This window comes from Oxalicibacterium solurbis, assembly GCF_014635845.1.
GTDB lineage: Bacteria > Pseudomonadota > Gammaproteobacteria > Burkholderiales > Burkholderiaceae_D > Oxalicibacterium > Oxalicibacterium solurbis.
In genome coordinates this window covers 604,005-623,910 of sequence record NZ_BMDP01000002.1, presented here as the reverse complement: position 1 = coordinate 623,910, position 19,906 = coordinate 604,005, and the positions used below count along the sequence as shown (strand labels likewise).

General features: G+C 57.8%; 19 protein-coding genes. 7 read left to right on the top strand and 12 right to left on the bottom strand.

What is annotated here, in order from left to right:
* Nucleotides 1-54 precede the first annotated feature (54 nt).
* Nucleotides 55-2,058 carry a DNA repair helicase YoaA gene (yoaA, locus tag IEV40_RS08570; protein ID WP_188420570.1) on the bottom strand — a complete coding sequence of 668 codons (2,004 nt, stop codon included), beginning with the start codon at nt 2,056-2,058 and terminating at the stop codon, nt 55-57.
* An 85-nt stretch (nt 2,059-2,143) separates the two neighbouring features.
* On the bottom strand, nt 2,144-2,350 hold the full coding sequence (locus IEV40_RS08565) for a YdcH family protein (protein ID WP_188420568.1): 207 nt from the start codon (nt 2,348-2,350) through the stop codon (nt 2,144-2,146).
* A 270-nt stretch (nt 2,351-2,620) separates the two neighbouring features.
* Between IEV40_RS08565 and IEV40_RS08560 the strand changes: the two genes are divergently transcribed.
* On the top strand, nt 2,621-3,427 hold the full coding sequence (locus tag IEV40_RS08560) for a PP2C family protein-serine/threonine phosphatase (protein WP_188420566.1): 807 nt from the start codon (nt 2,621-2,623) through the stop codon (nt 3,425-3,427).
* 179 nt (nt 3,428-3,606) lie between these two features.
* Nucleotides 3,607-6,429, top strand: a complete 2,823-nt coding sequence (locus tag IEV40_RS08555; protein WP_188420564.1) for an EAL domain-containing protein — start codon at nt 3,607-3,609, stop codon at nt 6,427-6,429.
* Between the two features lie 108 nt (nt 6,430-6,537).
* Here the strand turns inward: IEV40_RS08555 and IEV40_RS08550 are convergent, their stop codons facing one another.
* From IEV40_RS08550 to IEV40_RS08515, 8 genes are all read right to left on the bottom strand, one after another.
* A complete protein-coding gene (locus IEV40_RS08550; RefSeq protein ID WP_188420562.1) occupies nt 6,538-6,849 on the bottom strand; it encodes an ElaB/YgaM/YqjD family protein in 312 nt (103 codons plus the stop codon).
* A gap of 76 nt (nt 6,850-6,925) precedes the next feature.
* Nucleotides 6,926-7,381, bottom strand: coding sequence for a PA2169 family four-helix-bundle protein (locus IEV40_RS08545; RefSeq protein ID WP_188420560.1), 456 nt, complete (start codon nt 7,379-7,381; stop codon nt 6,926-6,928).
* 233 nt (nt 7,382-7,614) lie between these two features.
* The gene (locus IEV40_RS08540; RefSeq protein ID WP_188420558.1) at nt 7,615-7,848 is read right to left on the bottom strand and encodes a hypothetical protein; all 234 of its coding nucleotides are present in this window, start codon (nt 7,846-7,848) and stop codon (nt 7,615-7,617) included.
* A gap of 275 nt (nt 7,849-8,123) precedes the next feature.
* Nucleotides 8,124-9,014, bottom strand: a complete 891-nt coding sequence (gene pssA / locus IEV40_RS08535; protein ID WP_188420556.1) for a CDP-diacylglycerol--serine O-phosphatidyltransferase — start codon at nt 9,012-9,014, stop codon at nt 8,124-8,126.
* A gap of 194 nt (nt 9,015-9,208) precedes the next feature.
* Nucleotides 9,209-9,970: an SIMPL domain-containing protein gene (locus tag IEV40_RS08530; RefSeq protein ID WP_188420554.1), complete on the bottom strand. Its 762-nt coding sequence runs from the start codon at nt 9,968-9,970 to the stop codon at nt 9,209-9,211.
* Between the two features lie 375 nt (nt 9,971-10,345).
* Nucleotides 10,346-11,362 (bottom strand): ketol-acid reductoisomerase, encoded by a 1,017-nt coding sequence (gene ilvC / locus IEV40_RS08525; protein WP_188420552.1) that lies wholly within the window; start codon nt 11,360-11,362, stop codon nt 10,346-10,348.
* A gap of 54 nt (nt 11,363-11,416) precedes the next feature.
* The gene (gene ilvN, locus IEV40_RS08520) at nt 11,417-11,908 is read right to left on the bottom strand and encodes an acetolactate synthase small subunit (RefSeq protein WP_188420550.1); all 492 of its coding nucleotides are present in this window, start codon (nt 11,906-11,908) and stop codon (nt 11,417-11,419) included.
* On the bottom strand, nt 11,908-13,647 hold the full coding sequence (locus tag IEV40_RS08515) for an acetolactate synthase 3 catalytic subunit (protein WP_188420548.1): 1,740 nt from the start codon (nt 13,645-13,647) through the stop codon (nt 11,908-11,910). The genes ilvN and IEV40_RS08515 overlap by 1 nt, the downstream gene beginning before the upstream one ends.
* 510 nt (nt 13,648-14,157) lie before the next feature.
* Here IEV40_RS08515 and IEV40_RS08510 point away from each other — a divergent pair.
* From IEV40_RS08510 to IEV40_RS08490, 5 genes are read left to right on the top strand one after another with little or no spacing between them, the layout of a single operon-like run.
* Nucleotides 14,158-14,727, top strand: a complete 570-nt coding sequence (locus tag IEV40_RS08510; protein ID WP_188420546.1) for an RNA polymerase sigma factor — start codon at nt 14,158-14,160, stop codon at nt 14,725-14,727.
* Nucleotides 14,724-15,149, top strand: coding sequence for a DUF3619 family protein (locus IEV40_RS08505; protein WP_188420545.1), 426 nt, complete (start codon nt 14,724-14,726; stop codon nt 15,147-15,149). Before IEV40_RS08510 ends, IEV40_RS08505 begins: the two co-directional genes overlap by 4 nt.
* Nucleotides 15,139-15,891, top strand: a complete 753-nt coding sequence (locus IEV40_RS08500) for a DUF3106 domain-containing protein (protein WP_229724028.1) — start codon at nt 15,139-15,141, stop codon at nt 15,889-15,891. The genes IEV40_RS08505 and IEV40_RS08500 overlap by 11 nt, the downstream gene beginning before the upstream one ends.
* Nucleotides 15,892-15,905: 14 nt before the next feature.
* The gene (locus IEV40_RS08495) at nt 15,906-16,427 is read left to right on the top strand and encodes an RDD family protein (RefSeq protein ID WP_188420544.1); all 522 of its coding nucleotides are present in this window, start codon (nt 15,906-15,908) and stop codon (nt 16,425-16,427) included.
* A 36-nt stretch (nt 16,428-16,463) separates the two neighbouring features.
* Nucleotides 16,464-17,060 (top strand): LOG family protein, encoded by a 597-nt coding sequence (locus IEV40_RS08490; protein ID WP_188420543.1) that lies wholly within the window; start codon nt 16,464-16,466, stop codon nt 17,058-17,060.
* A gap of 6 nt (nt 17,061-17,066) precedes the next feature.
* Here IEV40_RS08490 and IEV40_RS08485 read toward each other — a convergent pair whose 3' ends face one another.
* Both IEV40_RS08485 and purF read right to left on the bottom strand, forming a co-directional pair.
* Nucleotides 17,067-18,305 carry a cystathionine gamma-synthase family protein gene (locus IEV40_RS08485; protein WP_188420542.1) on the bottom strand — a complete coding sequence of 413 codons (1,239 nt, stop codon included), beginning with the start codon at nt 18,303-18,305 and terminating at the stop codon, nt 17,067-17,069.
* 75 nt (nt 18,306-18,380) lie between these two features.
* Complete coding sequence (purF, locus tag IEV40_RS08480) at nt 18,381-19,892, bottom strand: amidophosphoribosyltransferase (protein WP_188420541.1); 1,512 nt, start codon at nt 19,890-19,892, stop codon at nt 18,381-18,383.
* Between the last annotated feature and the right edge of the window lie 14 nt (nt 19,893-19,906).

Sequence of the window (19,906 nt, the reverse complement as noted above, 5' to 3'; positions counted from 1 at the left end):
AGCTCTTTTCCCCTTGGCTATCGTGCCGGACACACGACGCCACATGCACTATGACTATGCTACGTCCTCTGTCTGCTCAGACGATGCAAAGAAAGCCTGCACAACGGACAGTTCGCGCGTGCGTTTGAATGGCGGCAAGCTCTGCCATATGCGACGGCCGTACGGTTTGGAAATCAGGCGCGGATCGCAGATCATCAACACGCCGCGATCCGTTTCATCACGAATCAGGCGGCCCGCGCCCTGTTTCAGATTGATGATCGCCGCCGGCAGCTGATGATGAATGAAACCGTTCATCCCCTTTTTCTCCAGCGCTTCGATGCGTGCCGCCAGCACCGGATCGTCCGGCGGCGAAAACGGCAGCTTGTCGATGATGACGAGCGACAAGGCATCGCCACGCACATCCACGCCTTCCCAGAAACTCTGGCTGCCAATCAGCACGGCATTGCCGGCCGCGCGAAAACGGTCGAGCAATTCGGTACGTCCGGCTTCGCCCTGCACCATCAGCGGAAACGGCAACTTGCGCCGCGCGAATTCATCGCGCAGTCGCTCAGCCGCACGATTGACGGCACGTATCGTCGTGCACAGCAGGAAGGCGCGACCGCCTGCAGCCTCGATCACCGGCAGCGCTACGTCGATCATGGCGTCGGTATATTCGAGCGCATTCGGCTGCGGCAGGTTTTCTGGCACATAGAGCAAACCCTGGTTGCCGTAATCGAAAGGGCTGGGCCAGCTTTGCGCCTGCTCTTCCCACAACCCCATCTGCGCACTGTAGTGGTTGAAATCGTTCTTTACCGCCAGCGTGGCCGACGTGAAGATCCAGGATCGCGGCGAACCTTCGCGCTGCTTGTTGAAGATTGGTGCAATCGACAGCGGCGTGCGATGCAGTTGCAGCGACGATGCAAACGCTTCGACCCACTGTACGGTTTCCTGGCCGATGATCGGATCGGGCACCGACTTGTTCCATGCGTCCAGGCGCATCGCCAGTTCCAGCGCACGCACACGGCACTGCTCGACCGTTTCGGCACGCTCCGCATGTTTTTCGAGTACAGCCAGCATGGCATCCAGCTGATCCTTCAGCACATCGAGCGCCGGGAAGAACGGACTGGACGGCGCGATCTGCCCAACGGAGAAACGCACGGAATCCTGCGGAAAGGTCAGGCGCAGATCGCGCGCCGCACGCTCCACCGTCGTCACGACAGCCGGCCAGTCGACACCGCCGCGCGCATGCGCCAGTCCTTCAGCCAGCACGTCGCGGCACAGTTCCAATACCTGCGATGTGGAAACCGTCTCGCCGAAAAACAATGTCGCCGTTTCCGGCAATTGATGCGCCTCGTCGAAGATCACGGTATTCGCCGACGGCAGCAACTCGGCCACGCCGGTATCCTTCAGCGCGACGTCAGCGAAGAACAGGTGATGATTGACGACGACCACGTCCGCCTGCTGCGCTTCCTTGCGCGCCTTCATCACAAAACAATCCTGGTAATACTGGCATTCGGCGCCCATGCAGGTATCGCGCGTCGACGTAACCAGATTCCAGACCGAAGCCGTCTCCGGCACTTTCGACAGTTCGGCCTTGTCGCCGGTACTTGTGGTTTTGACGAAGCGCGAAATTTCGCGCAGATGGCCGACATCATCGCGTGACGTCAGCCGGCCGTTCTGCAAGGTCCGTTCGAGATGAAAATGGCAGACGTAGTTGGCGCGCCCCTTCAACAACGCAACCGACACCGGCGCATTCAGCGCACGGCGCACGGTCGGGATATCACGCAGATACAGTTGATCCTGCAGGTTTTTGGTACCGGTGGAAACGATGACCTTGCCGCCCCACAGCAACGAGGGCACCAGATAGGCAAAAGTCTTGCCGGTGCCGGTACCCGCCTCGGCGATCAACGTGCTGCGGCTGGCGATGGCGCTGGCGATCGCTTTCGCCATTTCGGTCTGCGACTGGCGCGGACGGAAGCCGCCGACCGCCTGTCCCAGCGGACTGCCGACGCCGAAGAGGACGTCGATTTCTTCATCGTGGTCCACGGGTTCGGGTATGGCAGAGGATTCGACGGTCAAAATACAGCCTGGAAAATGCGTTGATGATCTGGATCGGCAACGTGTAACGTCGCAGCGAGGCGCCAGTAATACAGGGAATGCAACGTCAGGCCGGAATATCCGGCACCAGCTGCATCTTCAGCAAGGTGATGTTGTCCTTCAATTGCAGCTTGCGTTTCTTCAGACGGCGCAATTGCAGTTCTTCATGCCTTCCGTCGCGGATCAATGTTTCGATCGCAGCATCGAGATCGCGATGCTCGACCTCAAGCTCGATAATCCGGCGCTGAATGTCATGCGAAGAATTTATTGCCATAGTGTCATTCCCGGCGCAGTCGCTCATGCCCGAAGGCTTCATTCAAAACGTGGCAATTTATCTACAAAAGCCGCCATCCGCTGCACAATATGCGCATCGACCCGGCAAATTCGTTATCTTAATGTCACAACTTCCGGGCGACCGCCTGCAAAAAATTTTTACAATTTCCGCCCGCCCGCTTTCGATTACAGAATGCATGACACATGCAATAATCCGGCGCACAACAACCGCGCATGACAACCGAGCCATAAGTTTAATCCACGCAGACGCATGAGCCAATACAAGATAGAAGCCGGAACCGGCCAGCACATCGGAGACCGTCAGGAACAGCAGGACAGAGCCGCCCTCTTCGCCGCCCCCAAAGCGCCTGGCTACATGCTGGCCGTCATGGCCGACGGCATGGGCGGCATGTCCGGTGGCGCGCTGGCGGCCGAGCAGGTCGTGCGGACTGCGCAACAGATCTTCGAGCGCTTTTCGCCGCTGACCGACGATCCCGAAAGCGTATTGCGCACGATCGCGCACGAAGCCGACACCGTCATCAAATTGTCTGCGATGTCGTCCGACAAGAAGCCGCACAGCACCGTCGTGCTGTTGATTCTCACACCGCAGAATTCAGCGATCTGGGCGCATGCCGGCGATTCCCGCCTGTACAGCTTCGACGGTCCCAATTGTGTGCGCCGCACTGAAGACCACACCTATCTTGCGCAACTGAAAGCGGAAAACAAGCTGGATGACGAAAAGGCAAAGGACCCGTTGCTGGCCAATCTGCTGGTCAACGTCCTCGGCAGCAGCACCAATGCATTGTCATTGGCGATCGGTCGGCGCGACAACCTGAAAAGCGGCGACGCCTTCCTGTTGTGCACCGACGGTCTCTGGCAATACTTCTCCGATGCCGAACTGGGTGCCGCCATTGCAATGAATCCGGCACGGCAGGCCTGCGAAATGCTGGTCGCGAAAGCCCGTTCCCGTGCCGCGCCGGGCAAGGCCGACAACTGCACGCTGGCAGTCGTCAAGCTCGTCAAGCCAACTGCCGAGCCCAAGGACTACACCGCGAAGAAAATGCGTCGCGCCGTCTAGCGCAAAATCCAAGAACAAAATTTCAACATTCCGCTGTTTTACGGAAACTCTTTTCGCGCTTACCCGGTCTGACGACGGGTAAGCCACGCTGCGGCATGGCGCATTCCGTCCATATCGACTACATTGAAAAGCGACGGCCATCGACCTCCGCATCCGATGATTATCAAAAAGTCCATGTTTTGAAAAAATCTCTCGGCCAGAAGCTCAATTTCGACAGCTTGCGTAGCCGCTTGCTCGTCCTCGTTTTGCTTGCGATCGTCCCGCCGGTAATCCTGACCGTCTACGGCGCCTGGAAAGAACGGCAGCAAGCCATCCGTATTACCGAAGACAACCTGCAGCAAATGACGCAACTGGCCGCCACCAGCGAGGCGCGCATGATCGAAGGCGCACGCCAGCTGCTGACCGTGCTGTCGACCTTGCCCGAATTGCAAGGCAGTCCGAAAACCTGCAGCCAGTTCCTTGCCAGTGTCCTGAAACGCAACGAAGGCTATACGAACTTCGGCCTGATCCAGTTGAATGGCGACGTCACCTGCAGCGCGCTGCCGCTGCAGAACAAGGTCAACCTCGGCAGCCGCGCCTATTTCAAGCAGACCGTCGAGCAACGCACCTTCACTGCCGGCGACTACGTGTTCGGCCGCATGAGCCGCCGCCACACCATCAACCTGACCTATCCGGTACTCGACAACAGCGGCAACGTCCGTTCGGTGATTTTCGCCGCGCTCGATCTCAGCTATCTGGATCGCTTCGTCAGCGACATCGCGCTGCCGAACGGCGCTGTGCTGATCACCGCCGACAGCCGCGGCACCATCATCGCGCGCCGGCCAGATCCGGAAAAATGGATAGGCACGCGTACATCGCCATCGCTGTTCGACGTAATGATCAAGGTCGGCTTCGGCACTTCCGAACTGACGGACACCGATGGCATTACCCGCCTGCATGCATTCGCGCCGGTCGGCACCAGTAACGTTTCCAACTTCAAGGTCAGCATCGGCGTACCGATGGACGACATCGTGGCGCCGGCCAACAAACTGCAGATGGTGGAACTGGCGACGCTGGCTGTCATTGCGCTGCTGGCACTGCTGGCTGCCTGGTTCGTTGGCGATGTCATCATCCTGCGACGCGTCAAGACGCTGGTGCGCACCGCCGATCAGGTCGGCGCCGGCAATCTGCGCGCACGCACCGGTATCCGCTACGGCCGCGAGGAAATCAGCCAGCTCGCACGCGCTTTCGACGGCATGATCGCATCGCTGCAACAGCATGAAACCGAACGCGAGGAATCGAAAGCCGTACTGTTTGCCGAAAAGGAGCGCGCGCAAGTGACGCTGGCATCGATTGCCGACGCCGTCATCACGACCGACAAACTGGGCAACATCGAATACATGAATCCGGTCGCCGAGCAGCTGACGGGATGGAGCAAGGCCGAAGCGGAAGGATTACCGTCATCGCGCGTCTTCCGCATCATCAACGGCTTCACGCGTGAGCCGGTGGCCGATCCGGTTGAAACCGCACTGGCACAGCAGGACAACGTCGAACTGAGCAAGGACAGCGTTCTGCTCAGCCGCAACGGCAACGAATACGCAGTCGAGGATTCCGCCGCACCGATTCGCGATCGCGACGGCGAGATCATTGGTGTCGTCCTGGTATTCCACGACGTCAGCGATTCGCGCAAGCTGGCCATCCAGCTGTCGCACCAGGCTGCACACGATCCGTTGACGGGCCTGTTCAATCGCCGCGAGTTCGAACGCCGGCTGGAACTGGCGATCGATACGCTGGCGCGCCAGCCACGTCAGCACGCGCTGCTCTATCTGGATCTGGATCAGTTCAAGATCGTCAACGATACCTGCGGCCACAGTGCCGGCGACGAACTGCTGCGCCAGATCACCGCCTTGCTGCAACCGCTGGTGCGCGACAGCGATACGCTGGCACGCCTCGGTGGCGACGAATTCGGCGCTTTCCTTGAGAACTGCTCGCCCGAATCGGCCGTACGCATCGCCGAAAAACTGCGGCAGACGATCTGCGACTTCCACTTCATCTGGCAGGACAAGATCTTTCCGATCGGCGTCAGCATCGGCTTGGTCAACTTCAACAACAACACTCTGTCGCTGCCCGATTTGCTCAGCGCTGCAGATACAGCCTGCTACATGGCCAAGGACAGCGGCCGTAATCGCGTACACATCTACCGTACCGAAGATCATCCGCAAGGCGCGCGCGAAGGCGAAATCAAATGGAACGAGCGTATCCAGAAGGCTTTTGAAAACGATAGCTTCCAGTTACAGGCGCAACGCATCGCCAATCTCAAACCGAACCGCAAGGATCATCTGTTCGAAGAACTGCGTCTTTACATGGCAGGCGAAAACGGCCGATTGATTCCGCCAAGCGCCTTCATGCCCGCGGCAGAACGCTATCACTTCATGCCGACGATCGACCGCTGGGTCATTCGCACTGCGTTTGCGCAGCATGCCGCAACGCTGCGCGCAATGGATGCCGGCGGCGATCTCGGCGCGCATGTACTGATGTTGAAGATATCGGGCAATTCGCTGGACGACGAACACTTCATCGAATTCGTCCATGAACAATTCATCGAATTCGACCTGCCGCGCAATGCAATCTGCTTCTCGATCGCAGAAACGACGGCCATCGCCAATTTGACGCGTGCGTTGCGTTTCATCGAAGCGCTGAAACCGCATGGCTGCCTTTTTGCGCTCGACGATTTCGGCAGCGGCATGTCTTCATTCGCCTACCTGAAACACCTGCATGTCGATTTCCTGAAAATCGACGGAAGCTATATCCGCGGCATGGCCAGCGATCCTGTCGACTATGCGAAAGTCGAAGCCATCCAGCGCATCAGCAGTGTGATGGGAATCGACACCATCGCGCAAAACGTCGACGATGCAGAGAAGCTGGCAATGCTGCAGCGCATCGGCATCGGCTATGCGGAAGGTGCGGTCGTCGGCAAATCGATCTCCTTCTATCCACCGGCCGAAAGCAACGCCACCGCCTGAACGTTTTTCTTCTTCCACACATGACAAAGCCCCGCAGGGAAATCCGTGCGGGGCTTTTTTCCGGGTATAACCACACCCGAAGTGCGCAATCGAAGTACGCAATGTTCGTTAGCGATTGTCCCGTTTGGCGAACATCACACCCAACAGAATGCCCAGTCCGGCCGAAAGCGTGACGGCACGCCACGGCTTCTGATGCACGTACTCGTCGGTAGACGCTGCCACTTCCTTGGTACGCGTCGCCGCGATCGTCGGCACTTCCTTGGCCGCAGCCATGGCGGAATTCAGGAATTCCGTACATTTCTTGCTCAACTCTCCTGTCTTTTCCCGCAGGTCGTCCTGTGCTTCATTCGACAGCGCCTTGGCATCCTTCGACAGGGTTTTCAGATCCTTGGTGACATCATCCAGTTTCGTATCCATCATCGTTACACTCCTCCATATCCGGGTTGATATTCAGGCCGATATCAAAATTGTTCAAGGAAGCAGATCACAAAGAAATCTACATCGCTGCTACACGTGCCCGATCGCGCATGGTCTTGACGATGTCATGGTTCTTCAACACGCCTTGATATTGGCGCTCCACGACTGCGCGCACGTCGACAGGAAGATCCTTCTCCAGCGCATTCGCATAGCTCTTCTTCGCCACATCCTCGCCGCGTTCGCATTCGTTGAGAATGGCTTCATCGTCCTTGCCCATGATTGCGGACTTGATATCCACCCAGCGGCGATGCAAGGTACCGCTCAAACTGGAGCGCGTTTCAGGATCGCCACCGCGTGCCACTACCAGCCCCGTCAGCTCCTGTGCTGCAGCCGAGCAGCTGGTTGCCAGGGTGAGGAATGGCTGACGATACTGGTTGTCCGCAATATCCTCGGCACAGGTCTTGAATCCTTTTTCGCCATCCTTGCAGGTTTCGATCAGGTCATTCAAGGTTGAAATCACTTCGCTATCTTTCATGATGATGTCCTTTCAGAAATCGCTCGAACACATTTGCGCTCGGCATCGCCGGTGTGGCTCGGGAAAAATAGACACGCTGGCGTGATTTGAAGAAACCGATGCGTGCTGTGCATCGGCGAATGAATTCACTATGAGGGAAAACGTACGTCAGCTCTGTTCGACAGCGCACATATGAACGTCACCGGAAAAACGCTACAGGCAGTTGCTCGCAACTGCCTGCTTCAGTTCTTCCTTCAACGATTGCAGAAGGCAAAACGAGAGGTTGCCGCGACGGAATGCCAGGACTCGTGCAAGACGATGTATTCGGAAAAATCTGCATTACCGGTATCGACAGCCACTGCCTCGGGCAGTAAAGGCACCCACGCAATGATGCCGATTACAGCGAGCAGCGTAAACGCGACCAAGATGCCGCTCATCAGGAATAATCGAAAGGGCTTCGCCCTTCCTGCATTGCCTGTGCCATCCATCTCCGTCTCCCCGCCGCCACGATCACGATGGGAAACATTTTATGCATCCGCAGGGCAATGCTCTGTACGCTGACGCACGCAATGGGCGACATCATTGCCAGCATGCAATGCGATGCCCTCGATCAGGAATTCAGCTTAGGTAGGAGTCTCTGCAGAAATCTCTGGCACAAACCAGGGAGCAAAGAATTAAGAATGAGATAGCCTCGTGACGGAAGCAAAGATCCCGCCACCAAGACTTTCGCTCGCACGGCAATTCGCGGAACGCATAGCAACGATCAAGCGTGATCGTCGTGTTCCATCTCGGTTTGCACGATGCTGACCGGCTTGCCTTTCGCCAGCCGCCAGAAGTAGACGGCATAACCTGACAGGCCGTATAAGATGAACAGGCCGAACAATACTTTCGGCGGATCACCCGCTATCGCCACCAACGCCAGAACGATCAGGAAAATTGCAATGAACGGTACTGACTTGCGATAGTTGATGTCCTTGAAGCTGTAGAACGGAACGTTGGTCACCATCGTCAGCCCCGCATACAGCGTGATAATCCAGGCGGCCCAGCTCAGCTCCGCCCCGGGATAGCCCAGATCCTGCATCAGCCAAATGAAACCGGCGACCAGCGCCGCCGCCGCAGGACTCGGCAAGCCCTGAAAATAACGTTTGTCGACCACGCCGATATTGGTATTGAAGCGCGCCAGCCGCAATGCACCGCCTGCGCAATAAACGAAAGCCGCCAGCCAGCCGAGCTTGCCCATGCCCTGCAACGCCCAGACATAGACGACCAGCGCCGGCGCGGCACCGAAGGAAACCATGTCTGCCAGGCTGTCGTATTGCGCACCGAATTCGCTTTGCGTATGCGTCAGCCGCGCGACGCGTCCATCAATGGAGTCCAGCAGCATCGCGGAAAAGATCGCAATCGCCGCATAGTCGAACTTCTGTCCCATCGCCATGACGATTGCATAAAAGCCGCAGAACAATCCTGCCGTCGTGAAGGCATTCGGCAGCAGATAGATGCCGCGTCGGCGCAGCACATGACCGGATAGCGCGGCATCGTCTTCGCCCTCTTCGTGCAAGGTCTGTTGTTTGCTCCGCGCCAGCTTGCCCAGCGGGCGCGTTCTTGCAAAGGTGGAAGAGGTGTTTTTCGCCTTGCGGCGATTAAAGCTTGGCATGCGAATCCCGCCTTGTCGGTAATGTTCTCAGTGGAGAATCGAAGGCCGCTAGTGTAGCAGACCGGCATCCGGCGACAGCCTTCAAGCCATGAAACCGCAACGAAGGAGAATCCAAGAAAAATCGCATCGGCGCCGGAGACGCACGATGCGATTTTTCTGCTGTTGTCCGCTTCGGTAGATGCGAACAATGTCGATCAGCGGAAGCGAACCTTCCCGACCACGCGCATCGACAACGTCGTTTCTCCCGGCTCGAAACTCGGTTCTTCAACCACGGCCTCGGATTTTGCCATCATGGACGTCCGCATCATCTGCGGTGCTGCTGCAACCGCATCCTGCGCATAATTACCCGAACCTTCGAAATCGACGGTATCCAGCACAGCATCGGCAGGATTGCGTCCCATCGCCCGTGCGATCGAGACGATACGTTCGTTCAGGTTCTTGTAGGTTGCATCGATGCGCTGCGCATCCAGCTTGCGCGTCGTTGCATCCGCCAGACCGAAACGCAGTCCGTTGACCGACAGGATGCTCTGCACGGACGACACCGTTTTCGGCAGGCCGGACAGATTCGTCGTCTTCACATCCAGATACTGGCCGACACGCCACGCTACCGGTTGCGGCGGCTTGTTGCTTGCCTGTTTCGGTTGCGGCGGCGTTTCCGGATAGACGGCATAGGTGTAATAACCACGTGTGGAAAGTTGGGCACCCGGATCCTGTTTGCGGACGATATCCATGCCCTGCTTCATCTTCTGGTTCACACGCGAAGCGGCTGCCGCCTTGTCCTTGTCCTGCTCCTCGATCGTCAGCGTCAGCACAGCCTGATCGTTGGCATGCTTGACCTCGCCGAATGCGGGAACGATGACCAGCGTGCCGCTGGTCTGCGGAGCGGATTGAGCAAAAGCGGCAGAACCGGCAACGGTACAGGCAGCGGCGAACAACAGCGATTTCAGTCGTGGCATGACGATCTCCTGAATAAGGGGGCAATGCAGGGCTTGCCCGGATTGTGAGAAATGAAGCGCGTTGTTATGACAGAAGCAGTGCCGTTTTGGTTCTTTCCTTTAGGCAAGCGATCTGTTTCTGTTGCAACAAACTGTAAACGAAAAAAGCCACACTCGCGTGCAGCCTTTAGCTTGAGCGCTATATTTTCCTGCAAGCGAATACAGTGTGATGTTCAAACGCAGACTGGTTCTTCGACTGGTCGACCAGCTTGTTCTTCTCGATCCATGGCGCGTAAAGACGATAAAAAAGCCACGCAAATGCGTGGCTTTTCGTCTGAGCGCGGCATGCGCCTGCAAGCGCATGCCGGATGCTGCCCGAGATATCTTCGAAGAAAATCAGTTCTTGGTTTGATCGACCAATTTGTTTTTGGCGATCCAAGGCATCATCGCACGCAGTTTCGAACCAACTTGCTCGATCTGGTGTTCTGCGTTCAGACGGCGACGGGAAATCAGCGTCGGTGCGCCAGCCTTGTTTTCCAGGATGAAGCTCTTCGCGTATTCGCCGGTCTGGATGTCCTTCAGAACCTGCTTCATGACCTTCTTGGTGTCTTCGGTCACAACGCGCGGGCCGGTCACGTACTCGCCGTATTCCGCATTGTTCGAGATCGAGTAGTTCATGTTGGCGATACCGCCTTCATAGATCAGGTCGACGATCAGCTTCAGTTCGTGCAGGCACTCGAAGTACGCCATTTCCGGTGCATAGCCGGCTTCCACCAGCGTTTCGAAACCGGCCTTGATCAGTTCAACAGCGCCACCGCACAGAACGGCTTGTTCGCCGAACAGATCGGTTTCGGTTTCTTCACGGAAGTTGGTTTCGATGATGCCGGCACGGCCGCCACCGTTGGCCATTGCGTACGACAGAGCGATGTCACGCGCAACGCCGGATTTGTCTTGATACACAGCCACCAGATGCGGCACGCCACCGCCTTGAGCGTAAGTACCCCGCACGGTGTGGCCTGGTGCCTTCGGCGCAATCATGATGACGTCCAGATCGGCGCGCGGCACGACCTGGCCGTAGTGCACGTTGAAGCCGTGCGCGAACGCCAGAACGGCGCCTTGCTTGGCGTTCGGTGCGACGTTTTCGTTGTAGACCTGTGCAATATTTTCGTCCGGCAGCAGGATCATGATGACGTCGGCACCTTTGACGGCGTCGTTGACTTCCGCCACTTTCAGGCCGGCCTTGGCAACCTTGTCCCACGATGCGCCACCCTTGCGCAAACCGACGGTCACGTTGACGCCGGAATCGCTCAGGTTTTGCGCGTGTGCATGGCCTTGCGAACCGTAACCGATGATGGCGACTTGTTTACCCTTGATCAGCGACAGATCGCAATCTTTATCGTAGAAAACTTTCATGATGTTCCTAGTGTGTGTTGAATTGGAATTAGGTGAAACGGTGTTTTGTACTTGTCAAACCTTCAGGATGCGCTCGCCGCGGCCGATGCCGGAACCGCCGGTACGGACGGTTTCCAGAATCGCGGTACGGTCGATCGAATCGATGAAGGCATCCAGCTTGGTCTTGTTGCCGGTCAGCTCGATCGTGTAGGTCTTGTCGGTGACGTCAATGATGCGGCCACGGAAAATATCCGCAGTACGTTTCATTTCTTCACGTTCCTTGCCGACGGCACGGATCTTGATCAGCATCAGTTCGCGCTCGATGAACGCGCCTTCTGTCAGATCGACGACCTTGACGACTTCGATCAGGCGATTCAGATGCTTGGTGATCTGTTCGATCACGTCATCCGAACCGCTGGTGACGATGGTCATGCGCGACAACGTCGCATCTTCGGTCGGCGCCACGGTCAGCGTTTCGATATTGTATGCACGGGCCGAGAACAGACCGACCACGCGCGACAAGGCGCCAGCTTCGTTTTCCAGCAATACAGAAATGATATGGCGCATCACAGTTCCTCCGAGCCCAGCAGCATCTCGGTCAGGCCCTTGCCGGTCTTGACCATCGGCCAGACGTTTTCGGTCTGGTCGGTGATGATATTCATGAATACGAGACGATCCTTCATGTCGAACGCTTGCTTCAGCGCGCCGTCCAGATCGCCCGGCTTGTCGACCGTCATGCCGACGTGGCCGTAGGATTCGACCAGCTTGTCGAAATCCGGCAGCGAATCCATGTACGACTCGGAATAGCGCGAACCGTATTCCAGTTGCTGCCACTGGCGCACCATGCCGAGGAAACGGTTGTTCAGCAGGATGATCTTCGGCGTCAGGTGGTACTGCTTGCAGGTAGCAAGTTCCTGAATGCACATCTGGATCGATGCTTCGCCGGTGATGCAGGCGACGGTCGCATCCGGATTGGCCATCTGCACGCCCATCGCGTACGGCAGGCCGACGCCCATCGTGCCCAGACCGCCGGAGTTGACCCAGCGGCGTGGCTTGTCGAACGGATAGTACTGCGCAGCCCACATCTGGTGCTGGCCGACGTCCGAGGTGATGAATGCGTCACCCTTCGTGATCTGCCAGACTTTTTCGATGACCGATTGCGGCTTGATGACTTCGGTCGACGGCGTGTACTTCAGGCACTCGCGCTTGCGCCATTCGTTGATCTGCTTCCACCAGTCGGACAACGCTGCGCTGTTCGGCTTGCTTTCAGCTGCGTCCAGTTGCGCCAGCAGTTCCTGCAGCACTTCCTTGACGTTGCCGACGATAGGAATATCGACCTTGACGCGCTTCGAGATCGACGACGGGTCGATATCGATGTGGATGATCTTGCGCGGCGTGGCGGAGAAATGCTTCGGGTTGCCGATCACGCGGTCGTCGAAGCGTGCACCGATCGCGATCATCACGTCCGAGTGTTGCATCGCCATGTTGGCTTCATAGGTACCGTGCATGCCAGGCATGCCGACGAACTTGTCGCTGGTTGCCTTGTAGCCGCCCAGGCCCATCAGCGTGTTCGTGCACGGATAGCCGAGCTTGTCGACCAGACGGTTCACTTCTTCTGAAGCGTTGGCGAGAATGACGCCGCCGCCGGTATAGATCATTGGGCGTTCCGCTTGCAGCAGCAGTTGTACCGCCTTGCGGATCTGGCCCGAATGGCCCTTGTCGACCGGCTTGTACGAACGCATTTCGACTTCCTTCGGATACGAGAAGGTCGTCTTGTGCATCGTGATGTCTTTGGGGATGTCGATCAGCACCGGGCCGGGACGGCCTGTGGTCGCGATGAAGAAGGCCTTCTTCATCGTCTCTGCCAGATCCTTGACATCCTTGACGAGGAAATTGTGTTTGACGCATGGGCGCGTGATGCCGACCGTGTCGCATTCCTGAAATGCGTCCAGTCCGATCGCGTGCGAAGGCACCTGACCGGAAATGATGATCATCGGAATCGAGTCCATGTACGCGGTCGCGAGACCTGTCACGGCATTGGTTACGCCGGGGCCGGAGGTGACGATGCACACACCGACTTTATTCGAGCTGCGGGAATACGCATCCGCAGCGTGCACGGCAGCCTGTTCGTGACGAACCAGGATGTGCTGGAATTTGCTGATGTTGAAGATTGCGTCGTAGATGTACAGAACTGCACCGCCCGGATAGCCGAACACATGTTCGACACCTTCTTCTTCCAGACAGCGAACGACGATTTCCGCGCCGGTCAGCTCTTCGCCGACGGCTTGGGTTGTTTCTGCGGTCATGCTAAGTCCTTTCAAGGTCCATTGGAAATTGATCGGATGCTCTCTCCTGTGAAACCGCATACGGCTCCAGTGCTCCAACGTCCCTTTTTTATGCGGTCACGTCGATTCTTCACACATCTGTGAATGTGCTTCAAACCAGCGCTAAGCGCGACTCGTTCGGTCGGAGGTGCTGAAGGCGGTATTTGCGGGATTTCTCGCGCTTGTGGCGCGGGTTAGAGCAAACTAGCTTTCAAAAATTGAAGCGCGCCTTTTCGGCAAACCTGCATCATGCGCAGGCCGCGACAGGCTATCGATGCCCTTCGAGATGACAAAGGGACCTGATACGTTACCGCGCTGCACCATGCAGGTCAAGTCAAAATTCGGTAAAACTGCCTTGAAATCAAAGATTTCATGCAAAAAATACGCGTGAATGAGGCTTTTTTGCTAGCATGCGTGCAGTTTTGAAAATGACGACGCCAGCGAAGGCGCCCTTTCCGCGATACCCCGGCAGTGCGTGCAGCGCTGCATCCAATGGCAACCGACAAAGAACTTTCCGATTTCCTCGAAGACGTCGAACGCCGCGCGTTCAAGCAGGCGGTCTATGCGGTACGCAAGGAAGAGTCCGCGCTGGATATCGTGCAGGACGCCATGATCAAGCTCGCGGAAAAGTACGGCGACAAACCCGCCGCCGAACTGCCGATGCTGTTCCAGCGCATCCTGCAGAACACGATCCGCGATTATTTCAGGCGGGAAAAGGTGCGCAGCTCGTGGATCAGTCTGTTTTCCAGCTTCACCAGCAAGCAGCAGGACCAGGAAAACTTCGATGCGATGGAGATGATCGAAGCCGAACCGGGCAGCTACGGCGCCGAATCGGGCCAAAGTACGCTGGAGCGGCAGCAGATTCTCGACATCATCGAAAACGAAATCCAGAATCTGCCGCCCCGTCAACGCGAAGCTTTCCTGATGCGTTATTGGCAGGACCTGAACGTATCGGAAACTGCAGCAGTAATGGGATGCTCCGAAGGAAGCGTCAAGACGCATTGCTCGCGCGCCACGCATGCCTTGGCCCATGCGCTCAGAGCCAAAGGAATCTATCTATGAACGCGAAAGACCTGACTCTTGCCTACAAGGTACGGCATGCGCTGGACCAAAGTGCAGACAACTTGCCAGAAAGCACCGCAAAACGCCTTTCATCTGCTCGCAAGATTGCGCTTTCGCGCAAAAAACAGGAGTCGGAACAGCTCGCGTTTGCGCCACACATGGCAAGCGTCGGCCCCAGCCATTCGCGCCACACCTTCCATTTTGACAACTTGACGATATGGGCGGGACGCATGGGCGTTCTGATCCCGCTGGTATTCATGGTATTTGGCCTGCTGGGGCTGTACCGGTACGAGCAGCGCGAACAACTGATCGAAACGGCCAATATCGATGCCGAGGTGCTGACGGACGACCTGCCGCTGTCCGCCTATCTCGACCATGGTTTCAATGCCTTTCTGGCAAATGGCACCGACGATGAAAACTGACATGGAAAGCCGCTTTTCACCGGATTGCCATTTTCTCTTCGGCAGAATCGCCGCTCCCTTGCTGTTCGCCTCCGCACTGATCGGAACAGCTGCTGCGAATCCTGCCGCCATCGCCCCTGCTACGCCCATGCCCGAGACGCCTGCTGTGTCGACACATGAGCCATCGGCAACTGCACAACCCGCGCCACCGGTGAAAGCGGCCACACCGGTCAAATCTGCCAAATCCTCGAATGGCAAATCGCCGGCTTCCGACTGGAATCGATTGACGTCGATGCAGCGCAGCGCACTCGCACCGCTGGCCAACGATTGGAAATCGCTCGACAGCTTCCGTCGCAAGAAATGGCTGGAACTGGCCGATCGCTACACAACGATGTCTCCGACCGAACAGGAACGGATGCAAAAGCGCATGCAAAAATGGGTGAGCCTGTCCCCCGAGCAGCGCCGTATCGCGCGCAAGAATTACACCCGTGTCAAGAAACTGCACGCCGAAAAGAAATCCGAGCAATGGGAGCAATACCAGCAATTGCCCGAGGAAAAAAAACGGGAACTGGCGTCTCGCACACCGCCCAAGCGCACAGTCGCCAAGCCGCCGCGTCCGCATGCAGCTCCCTTGGCTCCCGTCCCGGTCGCCGCCACTGCTGCGCCAGCGGCATCCACTACGTCTGAACCTTCGGCTGCGCCTGTCACGGAAACTTCTGCTCCGCACGTCATCCCTGTACAATCGTCGCCTTCCACGCCCTGATCCGGTAGCGACGCATGCAAGCGAACAGTTCCGAACCTTCCTTCCCTGCTCCCACCATCAAACGCCGTCTGACCACCATGTTGTATGAAGGTGTGCTGCTGTTCGGCGTTCTTGCCATTGCTGCATTGGCGTTCGGCATCCTCTTCCAGCAACGCAGTGCGATCATGCTGCGGCATGAACTGCAATACTGGCTGTTCATTGTGATCGGCGCCTATTTCGTCTGGTTCTGGACGCACGGTGGGCAAACGTTGCCGATGAAGACATGGCGCATGCGCCTGGTCACGCGCGACGGCCAGGCCGTCACACTGGGCCGTGCCGCTGCACGCTATGTTCTTGCCTGGCTATGGTTTCTGCCTGGTTCCGCAATCGCGTGGATGCTGAGTGCAAAGGCGTGGATGGCAGTCGCGCTCGTCATCGCCAACGTCATCGCCTGGGCATTGTCTGCCAGACTGCATCCCAGCCGGCAATTTCTGCATGACCGCATTGCCGGCACCAAGGTGATCCAGTTGCCGCGCAATCCTGCGGCAACTGCATGACATGCGCTTTATCCGTTCATTTCACGCTCCGACTCCATGAAATCGATTTGCATCTATTGCGGCTCCTCATTCGGCAATCAACCTGTCTATGCGGAGGCTGCGCGCGCACTGGCCGCGGAAATGGTCAAGCATGACATCGGCCTCGTCTACGGCGGCGGCAAGGTTGGTCTGATGGGCGTCATCGCGGACGAAATTCTGCGGCTGAACGGTGAAGCAACCGGCGTGATTCCGCAGGCACTGATGGACAAGGAAGTCGGCCACACCGGGCTGACGCAGCTGCACATCGTGCAGAACATGCACGAACGCAAGGCGAAGATGGCGGAACTGGCCGACGGCTTCATCGCGATGCCGGGCGGCCTGGGAACGCTGGAAGAGTTATTCGAAATTCTGACCTGGGCGCAACTGGGCTTTCATCAGAAACCCGTCGGCGTGTTGAACGTCGATGGTTTCTACGACGGGCTGGTCGATTTCCTGCAAACGCAGGTGCGCTGCGGATTCGTCAAGGCCGAGCAGGCCGAACTGATGCTGCACGCACCGACGGCACCGGCATTGATGCAGCAGTTGCGCAGCTTCGTGCCCAAGCACAGCACCAAGCTGCGCGACGCGCTAGCCGCACAACAACTTTTCAAATAGACGGCGTCAGCCGAGCGCCTGGCGGAAATCCTCGACGAGATCATCCGTATCCTCGATGCCGACCGACACACGAATCAGCGATTCGGCAATGCCCATGCTGGCGCGGCGCTCCGGCCCCATCTCGTAGAAGATCGTGTGCGAGACCGGAATCACCAGCGTACGCGTATCGCCCAGGTTGCTGGCCGATACGCCCAGTTTCAACCGGTTCAGATAATCGAAGCAATCGATGCTGTCTTTCAGTTCGAAGCTGAACAGGCTGCCGTAGGAGCGGAACAGTTCCGTCGACAGCGCATGCTGCGGATGCGATTTCAACCCCGGATAGTAGACGGCAGCGACACGATCGTCCGCTTCCAGCATCTGTGCCACCGCCAGCGCATTCGCGCATTCGCGCTCCATCCGCAACGCCATCGTCTCGGCACCGACGGCCAGATGGTGTGCCGCTTCCGGTCCCAGCGACGCGCCGAAATCGCGCAACGCCTTCGCGCGGATCTGCGCCATGCCCCATTGCGGCATTGGATAGCGCTTGTAGGTTTCCAGAATGTTCGGATAGCGTGACCAGTCGTACAGGCCGGTATCGGTCAGCGCACCGCCCAGCGCAATACCGTGACCGCCGATCGACTTCGTCAGCGAATTGATGACGATGCCGGCGCCGACCACCTTCGGACGGAACAGATACGGCGAAGTCATCGTATTGTCGACCACGTACAAAATGCCGCGCTCGGCGCACAGCTTGCCGATACGCGCCAGATCGGCCACCTGCGTGCGCGGGTTGGCAATCGTTTCGACGAACACCAGTTTCGTCGTCGGTTTCAGCGCCGCTTCCACATTGCCGACATCGGTCGCATCGACCATCGCCACATCGACGCCATGCCCGGCCACCGTCTGCCACAGGCTGTTCGTATTGCCGAACAGGAAGGACGATGACACAACATGATCGCCCGCACGCAGCAGTGCCTGCGCCAGCGCACCGATCGCCGCCATACCGGTAGCGAAGCAGATCGTCGAAGCACCCTCTTCCATGCGGTTGATCTTGTCTTCCAGCGCCGATACCGTCGGATTGCCCTGGCGACCATAGCGGTATCCCGGCTTTTTGCCCTGGAACACCGTCGCCAGTTCGCGCGCATCGTCGTAGCCGAAGGTCACCGATGTGTGGATGGGCTTGTGCAACGAACCGTGTTCGATCGCCTTCTGGCGGTCGCTATGCAGAATGGTTGTCGTGAAACCGTATTTCTTTTTATCGTTCATGATCGTCGTCAAAAATGAAAGATGCCTGATTGCACGCACGCGCAATCAGGCATCTGATCGGCTTGCGTACGTAACTTAATCGACCTGCGCCAGATTCAGGTTCAACTGCGAGCGGGCCAGTTCCTCAGCCTTGCTGTTGTGGCGCGCAAACTCGATGCGGTCCAGATAATCGCGCGAGATGTCGCCAGTGACATAGACGCCATCAAAGCAGGATGCTTCCAGACTCTTCAGTGCCGGGTTCACATCCGAGATCGCACGTTTCAATGCATCCAGATCCTGATAGATCAGCGCATCGGCGGTGATCTCGCGGCAGACTTCCTCTTCCGTACGGCCATGCGCGATCAATTCATCACGCGTCGGCATGTCGATGCCATAGACGTTCGGGAATTTGACCGGCGGCGCAGCAGAAGCAAACAACACCTTCTTCGCACCGGCATCACGCGCCATCTGCACGATCTCGCGGCTGGTCGTGCCGCGCACGATGGAATCGTCCACCAGCAGCACGTTCTTGCCCTTGAATTCGGAACCGATCGTGTTCAGCTTCTGACGCACCGATTTCCGGCGCGTGTTCTGTCCCGGCATGATGAAGGTGCGGCCGATATAGCGGTTCTTGATCAGGCCTTCGCGGTATTCGATACCGAGGCGATGCGCCAGCTCCATCGCCGCCGGACGCGACGAATCAGGGATCGGCATCACGACGTCGATATCGCCCAGCGGAATTTCGCGGCGAATCTTTTCGGCCAGATACTCGCCCATTTTCAGACGCGTCGCATAGACGGAAGCGCCGTCGATGACGGAATCAGGGCGTGCGAAATAGACGTATTCGAAGGCGCAGGGGTTCAGCGACGGGTTTTCCGCGCATTGCTGGTTGTACAGCTTGCCGTCGATATCGATGAAGATCGCTTCGCCCGGCAGCACGTCGCGCAGGAAACGGAAACCCAGACCTTCGAGCGCGACCGATTCGCTGGCGATCAGGTATTCGGTGCCGGCATCGGTTTCGTTGAAGCCGATGCACAGAGGACGGATGCCCCATGGATCGCGGAACGCCAGCAAGCCGTAGCCGGCGATCTGCGCCGTCACCGCGTAGGAGCCGCGCACGCGCTTATGCAGCACGGAAACCGCCTTGAACAAGGCAGCCGGATCGAGCGAATAACCGGTCGTCGCTTCCTGGATTTCATGCGCCAGCACATTCAGCAGCACTTCCGAATCGGACGTGGTGTTGATGTGGCGGCGATCGTTCTTGAACATCTCGATCTTCAACTGTTCCCAGTTCGTCAGATTGCCGTTGTGCGCCATGATGATGCCGAACGGTGCATTGACGTAGAACGGTTGCGCCTCGTCTTCGCTGGACGAGCCGGCAGTCGGATAACGAACCTGGCCGACACCGGCATTGCCGGGCAGCGAACGCATGTTACGGGTGCGGAACACGTCGCGCACCAGACCGTTGGCCTTGTGCATGCTGAACGCATTGCCATTGTCGGTGGCGATGCCCGCCGCATCCTGGCCGCGGTGCTGCAGCAGCAGCAGCGCATCGTAGATCAACTGATTGACAGGACTGTGGGAAACAACGCCGATAACGCCACACATGGTGGACTCCTCAA